Source organism: Cedecea davisae, assembly GCF_044095835.1.
Classification (GTDB): domain Bacteria; phylum Pseudomonadota; class Gammaproteobacteria; order Enterobacterales; family Enterobacteriaceae; genus Cedecea; species Cedecea davisae.
On the sequence record NZ_CP172054.1, the window covers coordinates 3065607 to 3085062 of the forward strand.

The window sequence follows — 19456 nt, forward strand, 5'->3', positions numbered from 1 at the left end:
ATAGTCTACCGATACAGCGACGAAATACTACCGCGATGTGTTACAGACTATTCGCTAATGGCCTCGCGCCACAGCTTCTCCACCACGCGCTGCGCGAGTAGCGCCTGTTCGCCGGAGGTTTCCGGAACCGTCTGATTTGCCACGCAGTCAATAAAGTGGCGTGCACAGCCCGCAAAGCCGCGCTGTTCAAGCGTAGTTTGCCAGCCCGGGATCGGCTGTTCTACCAAGCCTGAGCCGCATTCTTCGCGCCACTGGCGCATATCGGTCACCTCAAACAATCCGCCGTCGGTAACCGCCTGAACCCATTCACGCTGGCTTCCGGCGCGGCGATGCATACTGGTGGTTATCGCCATATTACCCTGGCTGAAGTGGTGCTCAGCGTAAAGCATTTGCCCCTGCTCGTTGGTTTGCAGGGTGCCGCTTTGTAACTGCCCCGCACCGCCGCCCAGCCACAACGCGGTATCAACAACGTGCAGATAATCATCGAGCAGCGTAAAGCGCAGGTCATGAGGACCGACGCTGTCGGTGCGGTGCTTATCCATGCGCAACGAAGCCCCGCCGGACAGCTTCTCTTTTAACTGCCGGTAACGAGGCGCAAAACGGCGGTTAAACCCGACCATCAGCGTACGCTTCGAGCGCTCGGCCAGCTCAACCAGCCTCTCGGCATCCGCCAGATTTTCGGCCAGCGGCTTGTCGACACAAACGCTCACTCCCGCCTTCAGCAGCTCGCTGACTACCGCATAATGCGAGCTGGTGGCGCTGTGGACGAACACCGCGTCGCACTGCGCGGCCAGGTCGTTCAAAGAGCCGATGTAGGGAATACGCCAGGTTTCGCACACCGGCAACGCTTTCGCTCTGGTGGGTGAAAATGCGCCCACCAGCGCCCAGTCGTTGGATGCCCCAAGCACCGGCAGCCAGGCTTTCTGCGCGATGCCGCCCAGCCCCACTACGCCAATTCGCAGCTTAGTCATGATTAATCTCCCAGGTGAGCGAGCAGCGAGTCCAGACGTTGCTTCAGGTCGGCGACTTCATTTTCCAGCGCCTCAACTCTGGCGGTGAGACCTTCAGAAGCCGGGCTGCTGCCCTGTTCCACCTGCGCTGAAACGTCTACCTCGCCGCTGAACAGGTGCATATAGCGACTTTCGCGTTTACCGGGCTCACGAGCCAGGCGTACCACAAACGGCCCGTCCTCGCGGTTTGCCAGCCCTTCCAGCGTGGCTTCGACCTGCGCCATATCGCTGAACTCAAACATTCGTGCGGCACGGCTTCGCAGTTCACCCGGAGTCTGTGCTCCACGCAGCAGCAAAGTGGTGATGACCGCGACTTCCGCTGGCGTCAGTTTTAAATTGCCAAACTCGGAGTTACAGAAGCGCTGCTCATATTTCGTCACGCGGTTGCCAAAACCGCTGACGGTGCGCAGATAGTGGCTTTTCACCAGCGCGTCCAGCGTGTCCTGGACTTCATGCTCTTTCAGCTCCATTACCGGCTCGCGGTTGGTCTTTTGGTTACTTGCGGTAAGCACGCCGTTGACCGACATCGGGTATTGCTCAGGCGTCGTTATCTGCTTTTCCAGCAGGCTGCCAATCACGCGGGCTTCTACCGCAGTTAACTGATATTTCATTTTTACGCTCCACGCCCTGGGGTCCAGTCTTTAGCGGTCAGCGCGGTCAGGACGTGGTCCCGCCATGCGCCATCAATCAGCAAATAATCCTTTGCGTAGCCTTCTTTCTCAAAACCCAGCCGCGCCAGCAGGTCGCCGCTGCGCTGATTATGCGGCATATAGTTTGCCATAATGCGGTGGATATTCTGGCTGCGCTGTATATAGCGAATCGCGCTGGTCAGCGCCTCATACATTAGCCCCTGCCCCTGCCACTTCTCGCCGATGGAATAACCGAGATAGCAGGCGTGAAAAGAGCCGCGAACCACGTTGGAAAAATTTGCCACACCCATGACTTCTTTCTCTTCCGGGTCGAGCAAGGCAAAGTAGTAAGCGCTGCCCTGCTTATGCATTTCATTAATCATGCCGAGCCTTGCCTGCCACCCGGAAGGGTAACAGTGGCTTTCATCGCGAATGGGTTCCCAGGGTTTTAAAAACTGACGGTTCTCGGTGTAATAATCCGCCAGACGCCAGGCGTCACGCTCATAAACCAGACGTACCACTAATCGGTCCGTGGTCAGACGGACTTTCGGCACGTTACTGCGGTAGCCAAACATGTTCATCCCACTCCTTCATCCCAGTTAACGGGGCTATTCCCGTTACTATACCTGCGGCTGCCCGCCGTGTGAAAACAACAACATGAAGCAACATCACTTTTTTCGATTAAAGAGTTGAATCAAACTCTCTGAACGATAAAAAAATATTGTCCTGCGCCGGGTGTCAAAAGCCAGGGCGACGGGCGAGAATAAGTTACTGTGTTGTTTAATTAAGTTCCCTGGAGGGGAGATGTCGCGGGTGGCGCAGGCAAGGAGCCTGGGTAAATATTTCCTGCTGCTTGATAACATGTTGGTGGTATTAGGCTTTTTCGTCGTCTTCCCTTTAATTTCCATTCGCTTCGTTGATCAGCTCGGCTGGGCCGCGTTGATGGTGGGTATTGCCCTCGGCCTGCGTCAGTTTATTCAGCAGGGGCTGGGCGTGTTTGGCGGAGCTATCGCCGACCGTCTGGGCGCCAAGCCGATGATTGTCACCGGAATGCTGCTGCGAGCCGCCGGGTTTGCCACCATGGGCATCGCTACTGAACCCTGGATGCTGTGGCTTTCCTGCCTGCTTTCCGCCATCGGCGGTACGCTGTTTGACCCACCGCGCTCTGCGCTTGTCGTCAAGCTGGTTCGTCCTCAGCACCGCGGGCGCTTCTTCTCTCTGTTGATGATGCAGGACAGCGCCGGGGCGGTTATTGGCGCCCTGCTCGGCAGTTGGCTGCTGCAATACGACTTCCGCCTGGTTTGCGCCGCAGGAGCGGTAATGTTTGTGCTCTGCGCCGCGCTGAACGCCTGGCTGCTTCCGGCCTATAAGCTTTCAACCATTCGCACGCCAATGCGCGAAGGGATGAGCCGCGTGTTCCGGGATAAGCGCTTCGTTACCTATGTGCTAACGCTGACCGGCTATTACATGCTGGCCGTACAGGTGATGCTGATGCTGCCGCTGATGGTTAACGACATCGCCGGTACGCCATCGGCGGTGAAGTGGATGTATGCCATCGAAGCCGCTCTATCCCTGACGCTGCTCTATCCCATTGCCCGCTGGAGCGAAAAACGCTTCCGCCTTGAGCAGCGTTTAATGGCGGGCCTGGTGCTGATGACCCTCAGCCTGCTGCCCATCGGCCTCGCCTCAAGCCTGCAACAGCTCTTTGCCCTGATCTGCACGTTCTATATCGGCTCAATTATTGCCGAACCGGCGCGTGAAACCCTGAGCGCCTCGCTTGCCGACGCCCGCGCACGCGGCAGCTATATGGGGTTCAGCCGCTTAGGCTTATCGCTGGGCGGAGCGCTCGGCTATACGGGCGGCGGCTGGTTATTTGACGTCGGTAAAACCCTCGGGCAGCCGGAACTGCCGTGGGCAATGCTCGGCATAATCGGCTGCATTACGCTTGCCGCGCTGTGGTGGCAGTTTAGCCTTAAGCGGGTAGAGCCGACGATGCTGGAGCCGGGCGGCCAGAGGTAAGCATCCCGCTTTCATACTTTTCCGGTAGCAGCGCCTGCCGTGTCGGATTATGCTGATTAACGCAAGGCACGGCATTGGAGCCGCTATTTGAGGAAGCCTATGAAGAAGATTGTTTTTGCCGCAGCATTGATGCTCAGCGGCCTGCTGGCAGGATGTAACCAATTAACGCAGTACAGCGTCAATGAACAGGAGATTAACCAGGCGCTGGAGAAACACAATAACTTCTCAAAAGATATCGGCCTGCCCGGTATTGCAGACGCGCACGTTGTGCTGACTAACCTCACCAGCCAGATTGGCCGGGAAGAACCAAACAAAGTGACGCTAACCGGCGATGCTAACCTGGATATGTCTTCTCTGTTCGGCAACCAGAAAGCCACCCTGAAGCTGAAGCTCAAGGCGCTGCCGGTGTTCAACAAAGAGAAAGGCGCTATCTTCCTGCAGGAAATGGAAGTGGTGGATGCCCAGGTTGAGCCGCAAAAAATGCAGAGCGTGCTGCAAACCATCGTCCCTTATCTGAACCAGTCGCTGCGCAATTACTTTAACCAGCAGCCGGCTTACGTTCTGAGCGAAGATCGCAGCAAAGGCGAGTCGCTGGCGAAGAAATATGCCAAAGGGATTGAAGTCAAACCCGGCGAGATCGTTATTCCTTTCACCGACTAATCGCTTAACCATCGGGGCAGCTAACTGTCCCGATGAGTTTGTGCAACATAAGTGGTGCAAACGATAACGTTTCCCCTTATCCTTAGTGCCCGGCATAAAACCAGCCCCAGATGACTGATTTTCCCTCACACGCCGGAGCACATTCATGACCGCATTACCTCAGGTATTAAAAATCCGCCGCCCAGACGACTGGCATATCCACCTTCGCGACGGCGAGATGCTGAAAACCGTGGTGCCTTATACCAGCCAGGATTTTGGCCGCGCGATTGTGATGCCTAACCTTATGCCGCCGATTACCAGCGTTGAAGCCGCCGTTTCCTATCGCCAGCGTATTCTGGATGCCGTGCCTGCCGGGCAGACGTTTGAACCGCTGATGACCTGCTACCTGACCGACACGCTCGACCCGAACGAGCTGGAGCGCGGCTTTAACCAAGGCGTGTTTACAGCGGCCAAGATGTACCCGGCAAACGCGACAACCAACTCCGCCCACGGCGTAACCAGTACGGCCGCAATTATGCCGGTGCTGGAGCGCATGCAAAAAATCGGCATGCCTTTGCTGGTGCATGGCGAAGTCACCCACGCCGATATCGATATTTTCGACCGCGAAGCCCGCTTTATTGAAACCGTAATGGAGCCGCTGCGCCGCCAGCTGCCGGGCCTGAAAGTGGTGTTCGAACATATCACCACCAAAGACGCCGCTCAGTATGTGCAGGAAGGTGATTCACTGATTGCGGCTACTATCACGCCTCAGCATCTGATGTTTAACCGCAACCATATGCTGGTTGGCGGTATTCGCCCTCACCTTTACTGCCTGCCTATCCTGAAACGTAGCGTTCATCAGGAAGCGCTGCGTGCGCTGGTCGCCAGCGGCTGCGAACGCGTGTTCCTCGGTACCGACTCGGCTCCGCACACTCGTCACCGTAAAGAAGCCAGCTGCGGCTGTGCGGGCTGCTTTAACGCGCCTTCTGCCCTTGGCGCCTATGCCACGGTATTTGAAGAGATGAATGCCTTGCAGCACTTCGAAGCCTTTACTTCGCTGAACGGCCCGCGTTTCTACGGCCTGCCGGTGAATGAAGAGAGCATCGAGCTGGTGCGCGTGGCGGAGAAAATGCCGGAGCTGATTGAAACCGAAGATGACAGCATCGTGCCGTTCCTCGCCGGGGAAGAGGTTGTCTGGTCGGTAAAACGCTAAATTTTTCAGCGCCCCCTGTTGCGAAGTGGATAATTAGGCTGTATAAATATCCAGTATATTGTACAGGGGGTCGTTATGCGTATTGAAGTCACTATAGCTAAAACTACACCGCTACCGCCGGGGGCGATTGACGCCCTTGCCAGCGAGCTTTCCCGCCGTATTAATCAGCATTTCCCCGACACCAGCAGCGAAGTCCAGGTGCGCTACGCGTCCGGCAACAACCTTTCGGTGCTGGGCGGAGCAAAAGAAGATAAAACGCGAATCAGCGAGATCCTCCAGGAAACCTGGGAAAGCGCTGACGATTGGTTTTCCGCCGACTAATACCCTCAATTATGTTGGTACTTTTTTGCCGGGTGTCGCCATCCGGTTTTTTTATTTCTACGCTTTATTTTGCTCGTTTTTTAAACTACCCGCTGATTAATTTCCACTTTATCTCAGACAAATCGGAATAGCCTGTCGATTTATTGCTCACCCAACGTCAATAATGCAAAAAAAGTGTTGCGGAGTATTTATTTAACCCCCATACATACAGAGTATTGATATACTTAAGTCGCTTCACGATAAATCACGCATGAACCTCGCTAGCCGTTGTCTTTAAACACGTATAAAAGGGGTTATGATGGAAAAAAATAGTGATGTTATTCAGACTCATCCCCTCGTCGGATGGGACATCAGCACCGTCGATAGCTACGATGCCATGATGCTGCGCCTGCACTACCTGACATCCAATAATCAGAAGCAAGATGAAACCGAGGTAGGCCAGACGCTCTGGCTGACCACCGATGTCGCCCGGCAATTTATATCAATTCTCGAAGCCGGGATTGCAAAGATTGAATCCAGTGATTATCAGCAAAACGATTATCGCAAGCATTGACGAGCAATGCTGACAAAAGCCACAGGCACCCAATGGGTGCCTTTTTTATTTTATCCGTACCGTTAATTGCATCCCCACGGCGAATTAATTACCCTGCTACAGATAATTTTCCACAGAGAAAAGCTTATGAACTACGACCTCATTATCGTCGGCAGCGGCTCCGTCGGCGCAGCAGCAGGCTGCTATGCAACCCACTCAGGCCTCAAGGTGCTGATGATTGATAGCGGCCACCCGCCGCACGACCAGGGTAGCCACCACGGCGGTACTCGTCTTATCCGCCACGCCTACGGTGAAGGGGAAAAATACGTGCCTATGGTGCTGCGCGCCCAAAAACTGTGGGATGCGCTGGCGGAAACCAGCGGCGAAAAGCTGTTTCACCGCACCGGCGTTATCAACCTCGGCCCCGCTGATTCGGCGTTTATTCGCAATGTAGCGGCCAGCGCCGAAAAATTCTCTCTGCCGCTGGAAACATTAGACTCAGCGGCGGTAACTGCCCGCTGGCCGGAAATCGTGGTGCCTGAAAATTATGTAGGCCTGTTTGAGCCGAACTCAGGGGTGCTTAAAAGCGAAATCGCCGTTGAGACGTATATCAGCCTCGCAAAACAGGGCGGCTGCGTGCAGCTGTTCAACTGCCGCGTCACCGACATTCACCACGGGGAAGAAGGCGTGACGGTAGTCACCGAAGAAGGCGAATATCACGGCAGCAAGCTACTGCTCAGCGCCGGAACCTGGGTCAGCAAACTGCTGCCGGAACTGCCGGTTACGCCAGTACGCAAAATCTTTGCCTGGCACCAGGCCGATGGGCGCTACAGCGAGAACAACAAATTCCCGGCCTTTACCGCCGAAACGCCCAACGGCGACCAGTATTACGGCTTCCCGGCTGAGGACAACGAGCTCAAGCTCGGAAAACACAACGGCGGCCAGAACATCGACTCCCACGAGCAGCGTAAGCCGTTTGGCGCCCTCGCCAGCGATGGCTCCGAAGTGTTTCCCTTCCTGCGTGAGTTCCTGCCGGGTATTGGCTGCTGCCTGCACGGAAAAGCCTGCACTTATGACAACTCGCCGGATGAAGACTTCATCATTGATACCCTGCCCGGCCATGACAATACGCTGGTGATTACCGGCCTGAGCGGGCACGGCTTTAAATTCGCCTCCGTACTGGGCGAGATTGCCTGTCAGTTTGCTCTGGGGCAAAAACCTGCATTTGATTTGTCCCCGTTCGCACTTTCTCGCTTTAAAACGGCGTAAAATCTCCCGGTGGCGGAACCTTCCGCCACTTTTTAACCGGAGTCGCCATGAGCAAATTTATTCATTTTTTAACCAATAATATCCGCGAGCACTTTATCCTTTACCTTATTCTCTGGGCCATCGTGGCGATAATCGATCTTGCTTATATCTATTTTTATTAAATAACTCGCCGCCGGTTATATTGACAATAATTGACGATGAATTTAAATAAATATAGTTTTAATGCAAACAATTAAATTCACAATCATTATTTCCACTCGGCTTCCCACCTGAAAAAACCACTATTCATTCGACTCAACTGATAACAATCGGCATGAGTCATTCAAAAAAATAGAAACAGGTAAGATATATTTATAAAAAAGCATATTTATGTTGATCTGAGGTTAACAGAAAGCCTATTTTTAATTTCTTCAGAAAAATACATGGACGCATAATTATGCAATGGCGAAATTCACCCGAGCGCTACGGACATCTTTCGGTACTGCTTCACTGGCTGACCGCCGCCACGGTTTACGGGATGTTTGCCCTTGGCCTCTGGATGGTCACCCTCGGTTATTACGACGTCTGGTATCACAAAGCGCCAGAGATCCACAAAAGTATGGGTATTTTACTGATGCTGGGGCTGGTCATTCGTGTTATCTGGCGTTTTATTTCGCCACCTCCCCCGGCGCTGAAAAGTTATTCACGCCTGACCCGAATTAGCGCGTCAATCGCCCATATTCTGCTGTACGCATTGTTGTTCGCTATTTTACTGAGCGGTTACCTGATATCCACCGCGGACGGGAAACCTGTCAGCGTGTTTGGCTGGTTTGATGTTCCGGCAACGCTTACCGACTTCGCCAGCCAGGCCGACCTCGCGGGGACCGTTCATCTTTGGCTTGCCTGGACGGTGGTAATTATTTCCCTGCTCCACGCGATCGCCGCCCTGAAGCACCATTTTATAGATAAGGATGCCACCCTCAAGCGCATGCTGGGCAAAGTATCCCGTTAACCATGGAGAGTTAGACGATGAAAAAAATCCTGCTGGGAGCCACATTAAGCGCTCTGTTATTCACTACTGGCTCCGCCGTCGCTGCGGACTACAAAATTGATAAACAGGGCCAACACGCCTTTGTGAATTTCCGTATTCAGCACCTCGGCTATAGCTGGCTGTACGGTACTTTCCGCGATTTTGACGGTACTTTTACCTTCGATGAAAAGGATCCAGCCGCCGATAAGGTAAACGTTACCATCAACACCACCAGCGTTGATACCAACCACGCCGAACGCGATAAGCACCTGCGCAGCGCGGAATTCCTCAATGCGGCAAAATTCCCTCAGGCGACCTTTGCTTCGACCGAAGTGAAAAAAGACGGCGAGAAGCTGGATATTACCGGCAACCTGACGCTAAACGGCGTTACTAAGCCAGTGACGCTGGCGGCCAAACTGATTGGCCAGGGCGACGATCCGTGGGGCGGCGTACGCGCGGGTTTTGAAGCACAGGGCAAGATCAAGCTGAAAGACTTCAATATTACCCAGGACCTGGGGCCGGCTTCGCAGGATGTGGACTTGATTATTTCTGTCGAGGGCGTTCGCCAGTAGTCGAAAGGCCTCCCTTTTCGGGGAGGCTTTCAATCTTACTCGGGGTCAGGAATACCCAGCGTGGTGTTTAGCGCACCGCGAGATTTATTGAACACCTTATTACCGTTTTCACGACCGGCGCGGCGGCGACGCTGCTCTTCCGGCGTCAGGGCCAGTTCATCACGGCACACTTCGCTGCAACAGCCTGAAAATTTCTCGGCGCAGGCAGGACACTGGATAAACAGCAGATGACAGCCGTCATTTTTACAGTTGGTGTGACTATCGCACGGTGCCCCGCACTGATGGCAGTGGGCAATCACGTCATCGGAAATGCGTTCGCCCATACGTTCATCAAACACAAAGTTCTTACCGACAAAACGTACGGGTAACCCCTGCTCACGGGCGCGGCGTGCATACTCGATAATCCCGCCTTCAATGTGATACACGTTTTTAAAACCGTTGTGACGCATCCACGCGCTGGCTTTTTCACAGCGAATGCCGCCGGTGCAATACATGACGATTTTTTTGTCTTTATCGTCCTGCATCATATCTACAGCCTTCGGCAGCTGCTCGCGGAAGGTGTCGGCCGGTATCTCAACCGCATCTTCGAAATGGCCTACTTCATATTCATAGTGGTTGCGCATATCGACAAACACCGCGCTCGGGTCGTCCAGCATCGCGTTGACGTCCGCAGCCTTCAGGTATTCGCCCACGTCGCTGGCATCAAAGGTTGGATCGTCGATACCGTCGGCAACAATGCGCTCGCGCACCTTCATACGCAGCACCCAGAACGATTTACCGTCGTCTTCAAGGGCGATATTAAGGCGCAGGTTACTCAGCGCCGGGTGGAAGGCATAAAGCGCCTCACGGAAAGCGTCTACCCGGCTCTCAGGCACGCTAATTTGGGCGTTAATCCCCTCGCGGGCGAGATAGACACGACCAAATACGTTGAGGCTCAGAAACAGCTGGTAAAGCGCATCGCGTGTCGCCTGAGGCTCTTCAATAGTGAAATATTTGTAGAATGAGATAGTAGTACGCGGCTCGGTTTCGGCAAGCATGCGCTCGCGCAGCTCCTCATTCGAGACGCGGTTGTGTAACACTGGCATGGTGTTCGCTCGCAATCGTCGGAAAAAAAGTGGGCTGCATCATAAAGCAAATAACGATAATTTACATCCCCACGATTTACGCTACATTTTGCTCACCCATCGTCAAAAACAGCAACAATCGATGAAATATCAGGCACTCTGCCACCGCTAATTTTGGCTCTGCGCCAAAAAATGCCACAATGGAATGATTAGAAGATCCGGCAATTGCCGTCACAAAGGTTTTAAATGACGAACTTACCGCAATTCTCGCGCGCGTTACTGCATCCGCGCTACTGGCTTACCTGGCTTGGCATCGGTTTTTTATACCTGCTGGTACAGCTCCCTTACCCGGTTCTTTACCGCATTGGCTGCGGCCTGGGCCGACTGGCTAAACGCCTGATGAAGCGCCGCGCGCGCATAGCCTACCGTAACCTCGAGCTTTGCTTCCCCCAAATGAGCGCCGACGAGCGTGAAAAGATGGTGGTGGAAAATTTCGAATCCGTGGGTATGGGGCTGATTGAAACCGGGATGGCCTGGTTCTGGCCGACTAAACGCATCAATAAATGGTGCCACTACGAAGGCGTAGAGATAGTTAAAGAGATTGAAAAGACCGGCCAGGGCATTTTGCTGATCGGCATCCACTTTCTGACGCTGGAGCTTGGCGCGCGTATATTCGGTATTAAAACTCCGGGTATTGGCGTCTACCGGCCTAACGACAATCCGCTGCTGGACTGGCTGCAAACCTGGGGCCGCATGCGCTCCAATAAGAGCATGATCGATCGTAAAGATCTGAAGGGCATGATCCGCGCCCTGAAAAACGGCGATATCATCTGGTACGCGCCGGATCACGACTACGGCCCGCGCGGCAGCGAGTTTGTGCCATTCTTCGCGGTTGAACAGGCGGCAACCACCACCGGAACTTATACGCTGGCGAAGCTTTCAGGCGCCTGCGCTGTTCCTTTTGTTCCGCGCCGCCTGCCGAAAGGTAAAGGTTATGAGTTAACGATCATTCAGCCGGAGCTTAATCCGCCGCTGGAAAGCCCGGCAGAAACCGCCCGCTGGATGAATAAAATCGTCGAGAAATGCATTCTGATGGCACCGGAGCAGTATATGTGGCTACATCGCCGCTTTAAAACCCGCCCCGAAGGCATGCCGGACAGATATCAATGACCGCAGGGTGGCTACGGCCACCCTTTCTTTTTCTACCTGCCTCTGTTTGCTCAAAAAAGCCCTTCGATTTGCCAGCCCGATATCATCGGGCGCATAATTAGCAGAGTAATAGTTCTACTATCTTGCCATTCGGCTTTACTTTGCAATTTCGGAGCGGTATGACTCCCCCTGACACCACCATCAACTGGAAGCGCAATCTCGCCGTCGCCTGGCTGGGCTGTTTTCTCACCGGCGCGGCCTTTAGCCTTGTTATGCCCTTTCTGCCGCTCTACGTCGAACTGCTCGGCGTAACCGGACATAGCCAGCTGAATATGTGGTCCGGGTTGGTGTTCAGCATTACCTTTTTATTCTCCGCGGTTGCTTCGCCATTCTGGGGCGGTCTTGCCGACCGGAAAGGCCGCAAGCTTATGCTGCTGCGCTCCGCATTGGGTATGTCGATTGTGATGCTGCTGATGGGGCTGGCGCAGAATATCTGGCAGTTTCTGGCGCTGCGTGCGCTATTGGGCCTGCTGGGGGGTTTTGTTCCCAATGCCAATGCGCTGATAGCCACTCAAATTCCCCGCCATAAAAGCGGATGGGCACTTGGCACGCTGTCGACGGGCTCAGTCAGCGGCGCGCTGCTTGGCCCGCTGATGGGCGGCCTGATGGCAGACACCTACGGCCTGCGTTCGGTTTTCTTTATTACCTCTCTGGTGCTGTTTATCTGCTTTGTGATGACGCTGTTTTTCATCCGCGAGTCGTTCACGCCGGTGTCTAAAAAGGACATGCTGCACGCTCGTCAGGTGCTGACCTCGCTGAAAAATCCGCGCCTGGTGCTGAGCCTGTTTGTCACCACCATGATAATTCAGGTCGCTACCGGCTCCATTGCGCCCATCCTCACGCTCTATGTCCGCGACCTTGCGGGGAACGTCAGCAATCTGGCGTTTATCAGCGGGATGATTGCTTCCGTCCCCGGCGTGGCGGCGCTGATTGGTGCCCCGAGGTTGGGCAAGCTCGGCGATCGCATTGGCCCGGAGAAAATACTTATCGGCGCATTAGCCATTTCGGTGCTCCTGCTGATCCCAATGTCGCTGGTCCAAAACGTCTGGCAACTTGGTATCCTGCGCTTCCTGCTTGGCGCCGCCGACGGAGCGCTATTGCCCGCGGTACAGACTCTGCTGGTCTACAACTCTTCTAATCAAATTGCTGGCCGAATATTTAGCTACAACCAATCCTTCCGCGATATCGGCAACGTCACCGGCCCGCTGCTGGGCGCCGCCGTTTCCGCCAGCTACGGCTTCCGCACCGTCTTTCTCGTCACCGCAAGCGTGGTGATGTTTAACGCCGTCTATTCATGGATAACCCTGCGCCAGCCCGCCGAGCGGGTGCGTATTCCGGGAGAGTAAAAAAATTGCGAGCATATACACAGGCTGCGACCTGAATTGAAGACAGGTCGTTGCCGGAAAAAATAAATATAGTCGTCAGGACAGATTTTATATGCTACAGATAAATCGAAAATGAATTATTTATTCACTTTTCTAAAATTTAACAATAATAGTTACAAACACTCAAAAAAACATGGCCTTCAGGCGTGCTACTATGTAGATAACCAGCGAAACTATTAGTAACGATAGCACGCAGAGAGAAAGGAAATAATATTTATCCCATACATCACCAGGTATAACTCCCGTGAATTGTCGTACGAAGCGGTAAGCAGCAGCTTCTGGTACCGTGATGAAAAGGATTACTAATATCGCACAGTAAAGCATTGACTCACAAATCCACATGATTACATATTTCATCAATATACCTGTATAGTACCAAAGGCTGAGAACGTGGCGGCAATCTGTATTCTCGGTGTATTAAGTAATGCATTTCGTAATAATATGAAATCTGATAGCCGAGGTAATGTAATACATCCTTCGCTAACACCTTTATATCCTGCCGGATGTAGACGAAAATGCCCCCGTTCAACCTGCCCAATATAAGTCAGATCATCAATCTGTGTATCGTTACGGTAAAGGGAAAACCAAATTGATCTGTCTGAGCCACTGATGAATGATGCAAAGGAGTCTCTGACTCCAGTGAACAGACCGCCACTCCCTCTTGTAACTATGTAATATTGTCCAGGAGGAAGTGGCCCGATGTTCTCTACGGCGATGTCATCTGGGTTGTTACGTGATGCTCCCGTTCCAGAATAAGCCGGAAAGAAACCTATTCAGGGCAGCTGAGGTTACTCAAGGATCCGCCGTTGAGATAGAAGGTGCATTTGATCATCTTTCATTCCAGCTGTCGGAGAAGACGACGTTTCCATCACAGTATTTCCACGTAATTTTCTCATAACGCAAGGAAACAGCTTCCAGATGGGTATGTTTCTCCGTCGCCGGATTTTTACAGTCATGCATCATTGGACAGATAGAAATGACTTTCACGCCCTCAAGCAGCATATTGAAATACTCTTCTTCCTGCCCTGCGTAGTTAATTTTATACCATTTAATTTCTACACTTTTCAGCGTTTGGCCCTTAGCTACTGCCTTGTAGATATATGGACTGGATGAATCAAACTCTTTTTCGAAGGTTAACGGGGCATGAACGCGTGTACCGGTGATCTTTCCTGTACTGTTATCCGTTGGCAGATGTAAGCCGTGACCAAATCCTGATACTTCAATGCTGCCTTCACGATCGATAACATCAACAGAGCCTCGTATATCAGCCCCACCATCATCTTTCATCCATAAATAAGCGGGTATTGCCATTTTTGAAATCCCTTTTTCATTGCAAAGCCCAAACCATACGCTTTGAAATTTTTTAGTTCCATTCTGAGTAGCTCAAAAAACATGCAAAAATCAACCTTCTTTGAGAGGAGAAATATTGCTGATACCCAGACGATTCAATAAATATAATCATCCAACAACACTTTTCCCTTCATCTAATATACCCGCCGCTTTAAGGCTGATGAAAAGCGGCTTTGACAGCTTTCTTATCGCCATCTATACATTCTTTTACGCCCATTCTGAAGCGATTAAAGGAGATGCCGATGAGCCTGTATGCAACCCTGGAAGAAGCCATTGATGCCGCGCGGGAGCAGTTTCTTGCCGAGAACCCGAACGTGGATGAAGAAAGCGCCAACGTCGAACAGTTTAATTTTCAAAAATACGTGCTGCAGGATGGCGATATTATGTGGCAGGCCGAGTTCTTTGCCGACGATGGTGAAGACGGCGAATGCCTGCCGATGTTAAGCGGTGAGGCAGCGCAAAGCGTGTTCGACGGCGATTTTGACGAAATTGAATTGCGTCAGGAGTGGCTGGAAGAGAATACGCTGCACGAGTGGGATGAAGGTGAATTTCAGCTTGAGCCGCCGCTGGACACCGAAGAGGGCCGCACGGCAGCAGATGAATGGGATGAGCGGTAAAGATTATTCGTACGGGCCGTGGCTGGCGTCGATCGGCAATAACAGCGTGTCGAAGATCAGCGAAAACGGCAGGTCAAGCACGGTGATATAGCGCCATGCGCCATCACGGACGTCCCAGCGCACGCCGGGGTAGTATTGGTTACCGTGCCCCTGCCCCGGTACAGTTCTGCTGATAATGCTGCCGCAGCCGCTCAGCAAGCAGGCCATCGCCAGTACAATAATGATTTTACCCACAACTACCCTCCGGTTCAGGAAGCGCTGAGTATAACTTCCGCCAGATAAAAGACAAAAAAATGCCGACCTCAAAGGGCCGGCATTTTGACGTTTTACGCCATTATTTTGACGATAGCGCCAGCGGGTTCAGCTCCAGCTTTTTATAGCTGTCCACCCACGAGGTGTAGCGCTCAGGATTTGCCCACACCCGGTAATGCAGGCGGGACATGGTCATCGGGTCGCTCAGCAGCACCAGGCGACGGTCACGGTTAAGCTTGTCCGGCGTTTCGTTAAGCGCCTGCTCAACGTGGCGATCGCGTGCGATCTCCAGCACCAGGCTTTTACGGTGACGCGCGGTAGCCATCGCGGTAGTCAGGGCATTAAATGACGGGTTAAATACCGCGTGCATAAAGCCATCGTCCAGCGTGCGGCTACGGTTCAGCTGCAGATAGTTGTCCGTATCGACCAGAACCTGAGGCGGAGAATACTCTTCCGGGATCAGGAACAGCTTCCAGCGCTTGGTGCGAAGCCCCACCGTTGCGCGGCTTGAAATAACCGACACAAACGGCGACAGGATAAGCGAGAAGACAATCGGCGCCAGCCAGAACAGGAAGCGCAGATCCAGCCACGCCATGCCGACAGCCCACACCAGACCCAGAAGCAGCTGAGAGCCGTGGCGCATAAACGCCTCACCCCATGGAGTGGAGTCATCGTCACGCTGCGGGGAGTTCCATACCACTTCCCAGCCGAGGAACGCACTTACCACAAACACCGTGTGGAACAGCATGCGCACCGGCGCCAGCAGTACCGAGAACAGCACCTCAAGCAGCAGAGAACAGGTAACCCGCAGGAACCCGCCGTACTCTTTCGAGCCTTTGCACCAGATAAGAATAATGCTCAGCAGCTTCGGCAGGAACAGCAGTACCATCGTCGAAGCAAAGAGCGCTATCGCCAGCTCAGGACGCCACTGCGGCCATACCGGGAACAGCTGGCGCGGCTGCAGGAAGTACTGCGGCTCGGTCAGAGCGTGAACCACCTGTAGGGCGGTAGACAGCGCAAGGAACATAAACCACAGCGGAGCCGACAGATAGGACATTACGCCCGTCAGGAATACCGCACGGTGTACCGGGTGCATGCCCTTAACCAAGAACAAGCGGAAGTTCATCAGGTTGCCCTGGCACCAGCGGCGGTCGCGTTTCAGCTCGTCCAGCAGGTTCGGCGGCAGCTCTTCATAAGAACCCGGCAGATCATAGGCAATCCACACGCCCCACCCTGCACGGCGCATCAGCGCGGCTTCCACAAAGTCGTGAGACAGGATAGAACCGGCAAAGTTACCCTCGCCCGGCAGAGGAGCCAGCGCGCAGTGCTCGATGAACGGCTTCACGCGGATAATCGCGTTGTGGCCCCAGTAGTGCGATTCACCCAACTGCCAGAAGTGCAGGCCCGCGGTAAACAAAGGCCCGTAAACGCGAGTCGCGAACTGCTGACAGCGCGCATACAGCGTATCCATACCGGACGCTCTCGGCGAAGACTGGATGATACCGGCCTTCGGGTTAGCTTCCATCAGGCGCACCAGGTTGGTCAGGCAGTCCCCGCTCATCACGGAGTCCGCATCCAGCACCACCATGTAGCTGTACTGGTTGCCCCAGCGACGGCAGAAGTCATCGATGTTGCCGCTTTTGCGTTTCACGCGACGGCGACGGCGACGGTAGAAGATTTGCCCTTCGCCCTGCACTTCGGCTATCAGCTCCATCCACGCTTTCTGCTCGGCTACGCAGATATCCGGGTTGTAGCTGTCACTCAGGATATAAACGTCAAAATGCTTCTGCTGCCCGGTCGCTTTTACCGACTCCCAGGTTGCACGCAGGCCGGCAAACACGCGATCCACGTCTTCGTTACAGATAGGCATGATAAGCGCGGTACGGTGCTCTGGATTGATAGGCTCATCGCCCACCGTCGAGGCCGAGATGCTGTATTTATCTTTGCCCATCAGCAGTTGCAGGAAGCCCATCAGCGCGGTCCAGAAACCGGCAGAGACCCAGCAGAACAGAATGGCGAACAGGATCAGAATGCCGCTTTGCAGGATATACGGCAGCAGTTGCATAAAGGAGACCCACAAATCCTGGCCCCCCATATCCGTCGGGTTAATCAGCGCCCAGCCCTGGTACGGAAGAATGGTCTTCATATACCAGGTTGCCACCACGGTTTGTGCCAGCGTCAGGATCAGCAAAATATAGCGGCGGATGGTGCCCACGGTACGCCATTTCTGCTCGGAGGCCTCTTCCTCTTTGGAGGAGAACTTCGAGTGCGTTTCGCGGCCGCGCAGGCGGTCCCAGAAGCGGCCAATCGGGTTAGTGCGCCACGGATCCGGGAACATAGAAGAGCGCGTGGCCTTCGGCATCGCCTGCAGCTGGGGGCGCCCCTCTTCGTCTCTGATCAGCTGATCGCCACCAAGAGAACCCGGCCAGCTAGCCTCAAGGCGAGCTTCTACCGATGCAAGGGGAGAGTCATCCGCTCGCTCATAGTGGTGATGCTGCGCGTCAAGCGCCTCATGCACCGCCTGAAGATCGGATGTCGGAAGAGCCGCCTTCTGCTCGGCAGAAAGCGGCAGTGCCTCAATATAATCGGGCGCGAGTTCAGTAGACTTATTCATTGGCAGGCAGCTGGTAGCTCCAGGTTTCACTCAATGTCTGCTCGCCGTTAACCAGCGCAGCACGCATGTCGGTCGTCTTCTTCTCGTCCTTCAGCTTCACGCGCAGGGTTAAACGCCAGCCTTTATTGACCGGGTTGTAGCGCACCTGGCTGTCCACTATTTCACCGTTATCGCCAATGCTGGTCTGCGCGGTGACCGGAGTATCCGCAGGCAGTTTTTTCATCTCAGCGCCGGTGAAGTCCACCACAAACGCGATGGTGCCATCCGGCTGACGAATCAGATTGGACTGCTTAACGTCGCCGGTCGAACGGCGGGTTTGCAGCACATACGCGCTGTCCGGCGCATGCATTTTGTCTTCATCGCGGCTAAAGGTGATGGTGTACTTAAAGTTCATCTCTTTGCCCGGATCCGGCAGTTGATCCGGCGTCCAGTAGGCAACGATGTTATCGTTGGTTTCGTCGTTAGTCGGGATCTCAACCAGCTCGACGCGGCCTTTACCCCAGTCGCCAACCGGCGCAACCCAGGCACTTGGACGTTGATCGTAACGATCGTCTAAATCTTCAAAACGCGAGAACTGACGGCCGCGTTGCAGCAGGCCAAAGCCAACCGGATTTTCCGTAGCGTAAGAGCTTACCGCCAGGTGTTTCGGGTTGTTCAGCGGACGCCAAATCCACTCGCCGTTACCGGCGTGAATTGAAAGACCGTTAGAGTCATGCAGTTCCGGGCGGAAGTTAGTGGTAGGGGACGGCTGGTTTGGCCCAAACAGGAACATGCTGGTCAGCGGAGCAATGCCCAACTTGCCGACTTTGTCGCGCAGATAAACTTTAGACTGCACGTTGACCACGGTATCGCGCCCCGGGGTGATAACGAAGCGGTATGCACCGGTGGCGCGCGGGGAATCGAGCAATGCATACAGGGTCAGCGTCTTGTCCGTTGGTTTCGGACGCTCAATCCAGTATTCGCGGAAGCGCGGGAACTCTTCGCCGGACGGCAGCGCGGTATCAATAGCCAGGCCGCGGGCAGACAGGCCATATACCTGGCCAGAACCGATTACGCGGAAATAACTCGCTCCGAGCATGCTGACTATTTCGTCGTTCTTATCTTTGCTGTTGATCGGATAGAGCACTTTGAAACCGGCAAAACCGAGATCTTTTACGGTGTCTTTATCGTGTTTTACATCCCCGAAGTTAAAATAATCCGGGTTGTATTTAATCTTATGTACCGCGGTGGCAGTCACTTCATTGATGGCAACCGGGGTGTCGAAGTACATACCCTGGTGATAGAATTCGAGCTTGAATGGGGTCTTAATGTTGTTCCAGTAAGCTTTGTCATGATTGAACTGGATCTGCTGGTAATCCGCGTATTTCATGTCGCGGAGTTGCGAAGGCAGGTTGCTTTTCGGTGCTTCGTAGCTCTTGCCCGCTAAGGTTTTCGCCTGTTTTGCGACGTCGTCGATAGTGAAGGCCCAAACCGAAGTGGTATAAAGGGACAACATTACGGCCGCGCCTAACCAGCGCACTTTCATCATATTTGCTTTATGTTTCATATTAACCAGCACATCCCCCTTTGTGTGCTTAAATCAATCTATCCATTTTAATGGAAACTTTTGCTTTCCGACAACCAATTCACCGCTTTGTTCAGCGTACTGGCTCAGGGTTTAAGCAAAATAAAGACAACTGCTTACGCTTTAAGAGTTCACCCTGGCGACAGGATGACATGCTTAGTGTAGGGTTGCCACGAATATGTAGACTG

21 protein-coding genes are annotated in these 19456 nt (G+C 53.7%); 12 read left to right on the forward strand and 9 right to left on the reverse strand.

Annotated features, from left to right (window positions below; genetic code table 11):
• Positions 1-47: 47 nt before the first annotated feature.
• Genes ACG1VR_RS14705 through rimJ form a run of 3 tightly spaced genes read right to left on the reverse strand, consistent with a single transcriptional unit; the run spans position 48 to position 2214 of the window.
• Positions 48-971 carry a Gfo/Idh/MocA family protein gene (locus ACG1VR_RS14705; protein WP_395489170.1) on the reverse strand — a complete coding sequence of 308 codons (924 nt, stop codon included), beginning with the start codon at positions 969-971 and terminating at the stop codon, positions 48-50.
• Positions 972-973: 2 nt separating this feature from the next.
• A complete protein-coding gene (locus ACG1VR_RS14710) occupies positions 974-1621 on the reverse strand; it encodes a YceH family protein (protein ID WP_395489171.1) in 648 nt (215 codons plus the stop codon).
• Between the two features lie 2 nt (positions 1622-1623).
• Positions 1624-2214: a ribosomal protein S5-alanine N-acetyltransferase gene (rimJ, locus tag ACG1VR_RS14715; RefSeq protein WP_039899225.1), complete on the reverse strand. Its 591-nt coding sequence runs from the start codon at positions 2212-2214 to the stop codon at positions 1624-1626.
• A 229-nt stretch (positions 2215-2443) separates the two neighbouring features.
• Here rimJ and mdtH point away from each other — a divergent pair, with 229 nt between their 5' ends.
• The 9 genes from mdtH (at position 2444) to ACG1VR_RS14760 (ending at position 9213) form a co-directional block, all read left to right on the forward strand.
• Positions 2444-3658, forward strand: a complete 1215-nt coding sequence (gene mdtH, locus ACG1VR_RS14720; protein WP_395489172.1) for a multidrug efflux MFS transporter MdtH — start codon at positions 2444-2446, stop codon at positions 3656-3658.
• A gap of 99 nt (positions 3659-3757) precedes the next feature.
• Entirely contained in the window at positions 3758-4318 is a 561-nt protein-coding gene (locus ACG1VR_RS14725) for a lipoprotein (protein ID WP_016535827.1), read from the forward strand.
• 145 nt (positions 4319-4463) lie between these two features.
• Positions 4464-5510: a dihydroorotase gene (gene pyrC / locus ACG1VR_RS14730; RefSeq protein WP_395489173.1), complete on the forward strand. Its 1047-nt coding sequence runs from the start codon at positions 4464-4466 to the stop codon at positions 5508-5510.
• A gap of 75 nt (positions 5511-5585) precedes the next feature.
• Positions 5586-5831, forward strand: a complete 246-nt coding sequence (dinI, locus tag ACG1VR_RS14735) for a DNA damage-inducible protein I (protein WP_016535825.1) — start codon at positions 5586-5588, stop codon at positions 5829-5831.
• A 298-nt stretch (positions 5832-6129) separates the two neighbouring features.
• The gene (gene bssS, locus ACG1VR_RS14740) at positions 6130-6384 is read left to right on the forward strand and encodes a biofilm formation regulator BssS (RefSeq protein ID WP_039898081.1); all 255 of its coding nucleotides are present in this window, start codon (positions 6130-6132) and stop codon (positions 6382-6384) included.
• A gap of 126 nt (positions 6385-6510) precedes the next feature.
• Complete coding sequence (solA, locus tag ACG1VR_RS14745; RefSeq protein ID WP_395489174.1) at positions 6511-7632, forward strand: N-methyl-L-tryptophan oxidase; 1122 nt, start codon at positions 6511-6513, stop codon at positions 7630-7632.
• Positions 7633-7679: 47 nt separating this feature from the next.
• Entirely contained in the window at positions 7680-7793 is a 114-nt protein-coding gene (locus ACG1VR_RS14750) for a DUF2770 family protein (RefSeq protein ID WP_071704085.1), read from the forward strand.
• 275 nt (positions 7794-8068) lie between these two features.
• Complete coding sequence (locus tag ACG1VR_RS14755) at positions 8069-8623, forward strand: cytochrome b (RefSeq protein WP_279044512.1); 555 nt, start codon at positions 8069-8071, stop codon at positions 8621-8623.
• 17 nt (positions 8624-8640) lie between these two features.
• Complete coding sequence (locus tag ACG1VR_RS14760; protein WP_016535820.1) at positions 8641-9213, forward strand: YceI family protein; 573 nt, start codon at positions 8641-8643, stop codon at positions 9211-9213.
• Positions 9214-9248: 35 nt separating this feature from the next.
• Here the strand turns inward: ACG1VR_RS14760 and ACG1VR_RS14765 are convergent, their stop codons facing one another.
• Positions 9249-10298, reverse strand: coding sequence for a rhodanese-related sulfurtransferase (locus ACG1VR_RS14765; RefSeq protein ID WP_016535819.1), 1050 nt, complete (start codon positions 10296-10298; stop codon positions 9249-9251).
• A gap of 225 nt (positions 10299-10523) precedes the next feature.
• On the opposite strand from ACG1VR_RS14765, the gene ACG1VR_RS14770 reads away from it, so the two are divergent.
• Entirely contained in the window at positions 10524-11447 is a 924-nt protein-coding gene (locus ACG1VR_RS14770; protein ID WP_016535817.1) for a Kdo(2)-lipid IV(A) acyltransferase, read from the forward strand.
• 158 nt (positions 11448-11605) lie between these two features.
• A complete protein-coding gene (gene mdtG, locus ACG1VR_RS14775) occupies positions 11606-12832 on the forward strand; it encodes a multidrug efflux MFS transporter MdtG (RefSeq protein WP_395489175.1) in 1227 nt (408 codons plus the stop codon).
• A gap of 395 nt (positions 12833-13227) precedes the next feature.
• Here the strand turns inward: mdtG and ACG1VR_RS14780 are convergent, their stop codons facing one another.
• Positions 13228-13644 carry a DUF2778 domain-containing protein gene (locus ACG1VR_RS14780; protein ID WP_395491115.1) on the reverse strand — a complete coding sequence of 139 codons (417 nt, stop codon included), beginning with the start codon at positions 13642-13644 and terminating at the stop codon, positions 13228-13230.
• A 55-nt stretch (positions 13645-13699) separates the two neighbouring features.
• Positions 13700-14182, reverse strand: coding sequence for an Hcp family type VI secretion system effector (locus tag ACG1VR_RS14785; protein ID WP_039898077.1), 483 nt, complete (start codon positions 14180-14182; stop codon positions 13700-13702).
• A gap of 281 nt (positions 14183-14463) precedes the next feature.
• Between ACG1VR_RS14785 and ACG1VR_RS14790 the strand changes: the two genes are divergently transcribed.
• Entirely contained in the window at positions 14464-14838 is a 375-nt protein-coding gene (locus ACG1VR_RS14790; protein WP_039898076.1) for a MysB family protein, read from the forward strand.
• A 3-nt stretch (positions 14839-14841) separates the two neighbouring features.
• Here ACG1VR_RS14790 and ACG1VR_RS14795 read toward each other — a convergent pair whose 3' ends face one another.
• The 3 genes from ACG1VR_RS14795 to mdoG all read right to left on the reverse strand — a co-directional run bounded on the left by ACG1VR_RS14795 (position 14842) and on the right by mdoG (position 19232).
• Complete coding sequence (locus tag ACG1VR_RS14795; RefSeq protein WP_254065407.1) at positions 14842-15045, reverse strand: YceK/YidQ family lipoprotein; 204 nt, start codon at positions 15043-15045, stop codon at positions 14842-14844.
• Positions 15046-15172: 127 nt separating this feature from the next.
• Complete coding sequence (gene mdoH / locus ACG1VR_RS14800) at positions 15173-17704, reverse strand: glucans biosynthesis glucosyltransferase MdoH (protein WP_395489176.1); 2532 nt, start codon at positions 17702-17704, stop codon at positions 15173-15175.
• Positions 17697-19232: a glucans biosynthesis protein MdoG gene (mdoG, locus tag ACG1VR_RS14805; RefSeq protein ID WP_115586291.1), complete on the reverse strand. Its 1536-nt coding sequence runs from the start codon at positions 19230-19232 to the stop codon at positions 17697-17699. The genes mdoH and mdoG overlap by 8 nt, the downstream gene beginning before the upstream one ends.
• Between the last annotated feature and the right edge of the window lie 224 nt (positions 19233-19456).

Coding starts and splice junctions, on each gene's coding strand:
- ACG1VR_RS14705 (WP_395489170.1), bottom strand. CDS start 971: ATGACTAAGCTGCGAATTGGCGTAGTGGGGCTGGGCGGCATCGCGCAG.
- ACG1VR_RS14710 (WP_395489171.1), bottom strand. CDS start 1,621: ATGAAATATCAGTTAACTGCGGTAGAAGCCCGCGTGATTGGCAGCCTG.
- rimJ (WP_039899225.1), bottom strand. CDS start 2,214: ATGTTTGGCTACCGCAGTAACGTGCCGAAAGTCCGTCTGACCACGGAC.
- mdtH (WP_395489172.1), top strand. CDS start 2,444: ATGTCGCGGGTGGCGCAGGCAAGGAGCCTGGGTAAATATTTCCTGCTG.
- ACG1VR_RS14725 (WP_016535827.1), top strand. CDS start 3,758: ATGAAGAAGATTGTTTTTGCCGCAGCATTGATGCTCAGCGGCCTGCTG.
- pyrC (WP_395489173.1), top strand. CDS start 4,464: ATGACCGCATTACCTCAGGTATTAAAAATCCGCCGCCCAGACGACTGG.
- dinI (WP_016535825.1), top strand. CDS start 5,586: ATGCGTATTGAAGTCACTATAGCTAAAACTACACCGCTACCGCCGGGG.
- bssS (WP_039898081.1), top strand. CDS start 6,130: ATGGAAAAAAATAGTGATGTTATTCAGACTCATCCCCTCGTCGGATGG.
- solA (WP_395489174.1), top strand. CDS start 6,511: ATGAACTACGACCTCATTATCGTCGGCAGCGGCTCCGTCGGCGCAGCA.
- ACG1VR_RS14750 (WP_071704085.1), top strand. CDS start 7,680: ATGAGCAAATTTATTCATTTTTTAACCAATAATATCCGCGAGCACTTT.
- ACG1VR_RS14755 (WP_279044512.1), top strand. CDS start 8,069: ATGCAATGGCGAAATTCACCCGAGCGCTACGGACATCTTTCGGTACTG.
- ACG1VR_RS14760 (WP_016535820.1), top strand. CDS start 8,641: ATGAAAAAAATCCTGCTGGGAGCCACATTAAGCGCTCTGTTATTCACT.
- ACG1VR_RS14765 (WP_016535819.1), bottom strand. CDS start 10,298: ATGCCAGTGTTACACAACCGCGTCTCGAATGAGGAGCTGCGCGAGCGC.
- ACG1VR_RS14770 (WP_016535817.1), top strand. CDS start 10,524: ATGACGAACTTACCGCAATTCTCGCGCGCGTTACTGCATCCGCGCTAC.
- mdtG (WP_395489175.1), top strand. CDS start 11,606: ATGACTCCCCCTGACACCACCATCAACTGGAAGCGCAATCTCGCCGTC.
- ACG1VR_RS14785 (WP_039898077.1), bottom strand. CDS start 14,182: ATGGCAATACCCGCTTATTTATGGATGAAAGATGATGGTGGGGCTGAT.
- ACG1VR_RS14790 (WP_039898076.1), top strand. CDS start 14,464: ATGAGCCTGTATGCAACCCTGGAAGAAGCCATTGATGCCGCGCGGGAG.
- ACG1VR_RS14795 (WP_254065407.1), bottom strand. CDS start 15,045: ATGGCCTGCTTGCTGAGCGGCTGCGGCAGCATTATCAGCAGAACTGTA.
- mdoH (WP_395489176.1), bottom strand. CDS start 17,704: ATGAATAAGTCTACTGAACTCGCGCCCGATTATATTGAGGCACTGCCG.
- mdoG (WP_115586291.1), bottom strand. CDS start 19,232: ATGATGAAAGTGCGCTGGTTAGGCGCGGCCGTAATGTTGTCCCTTTAT.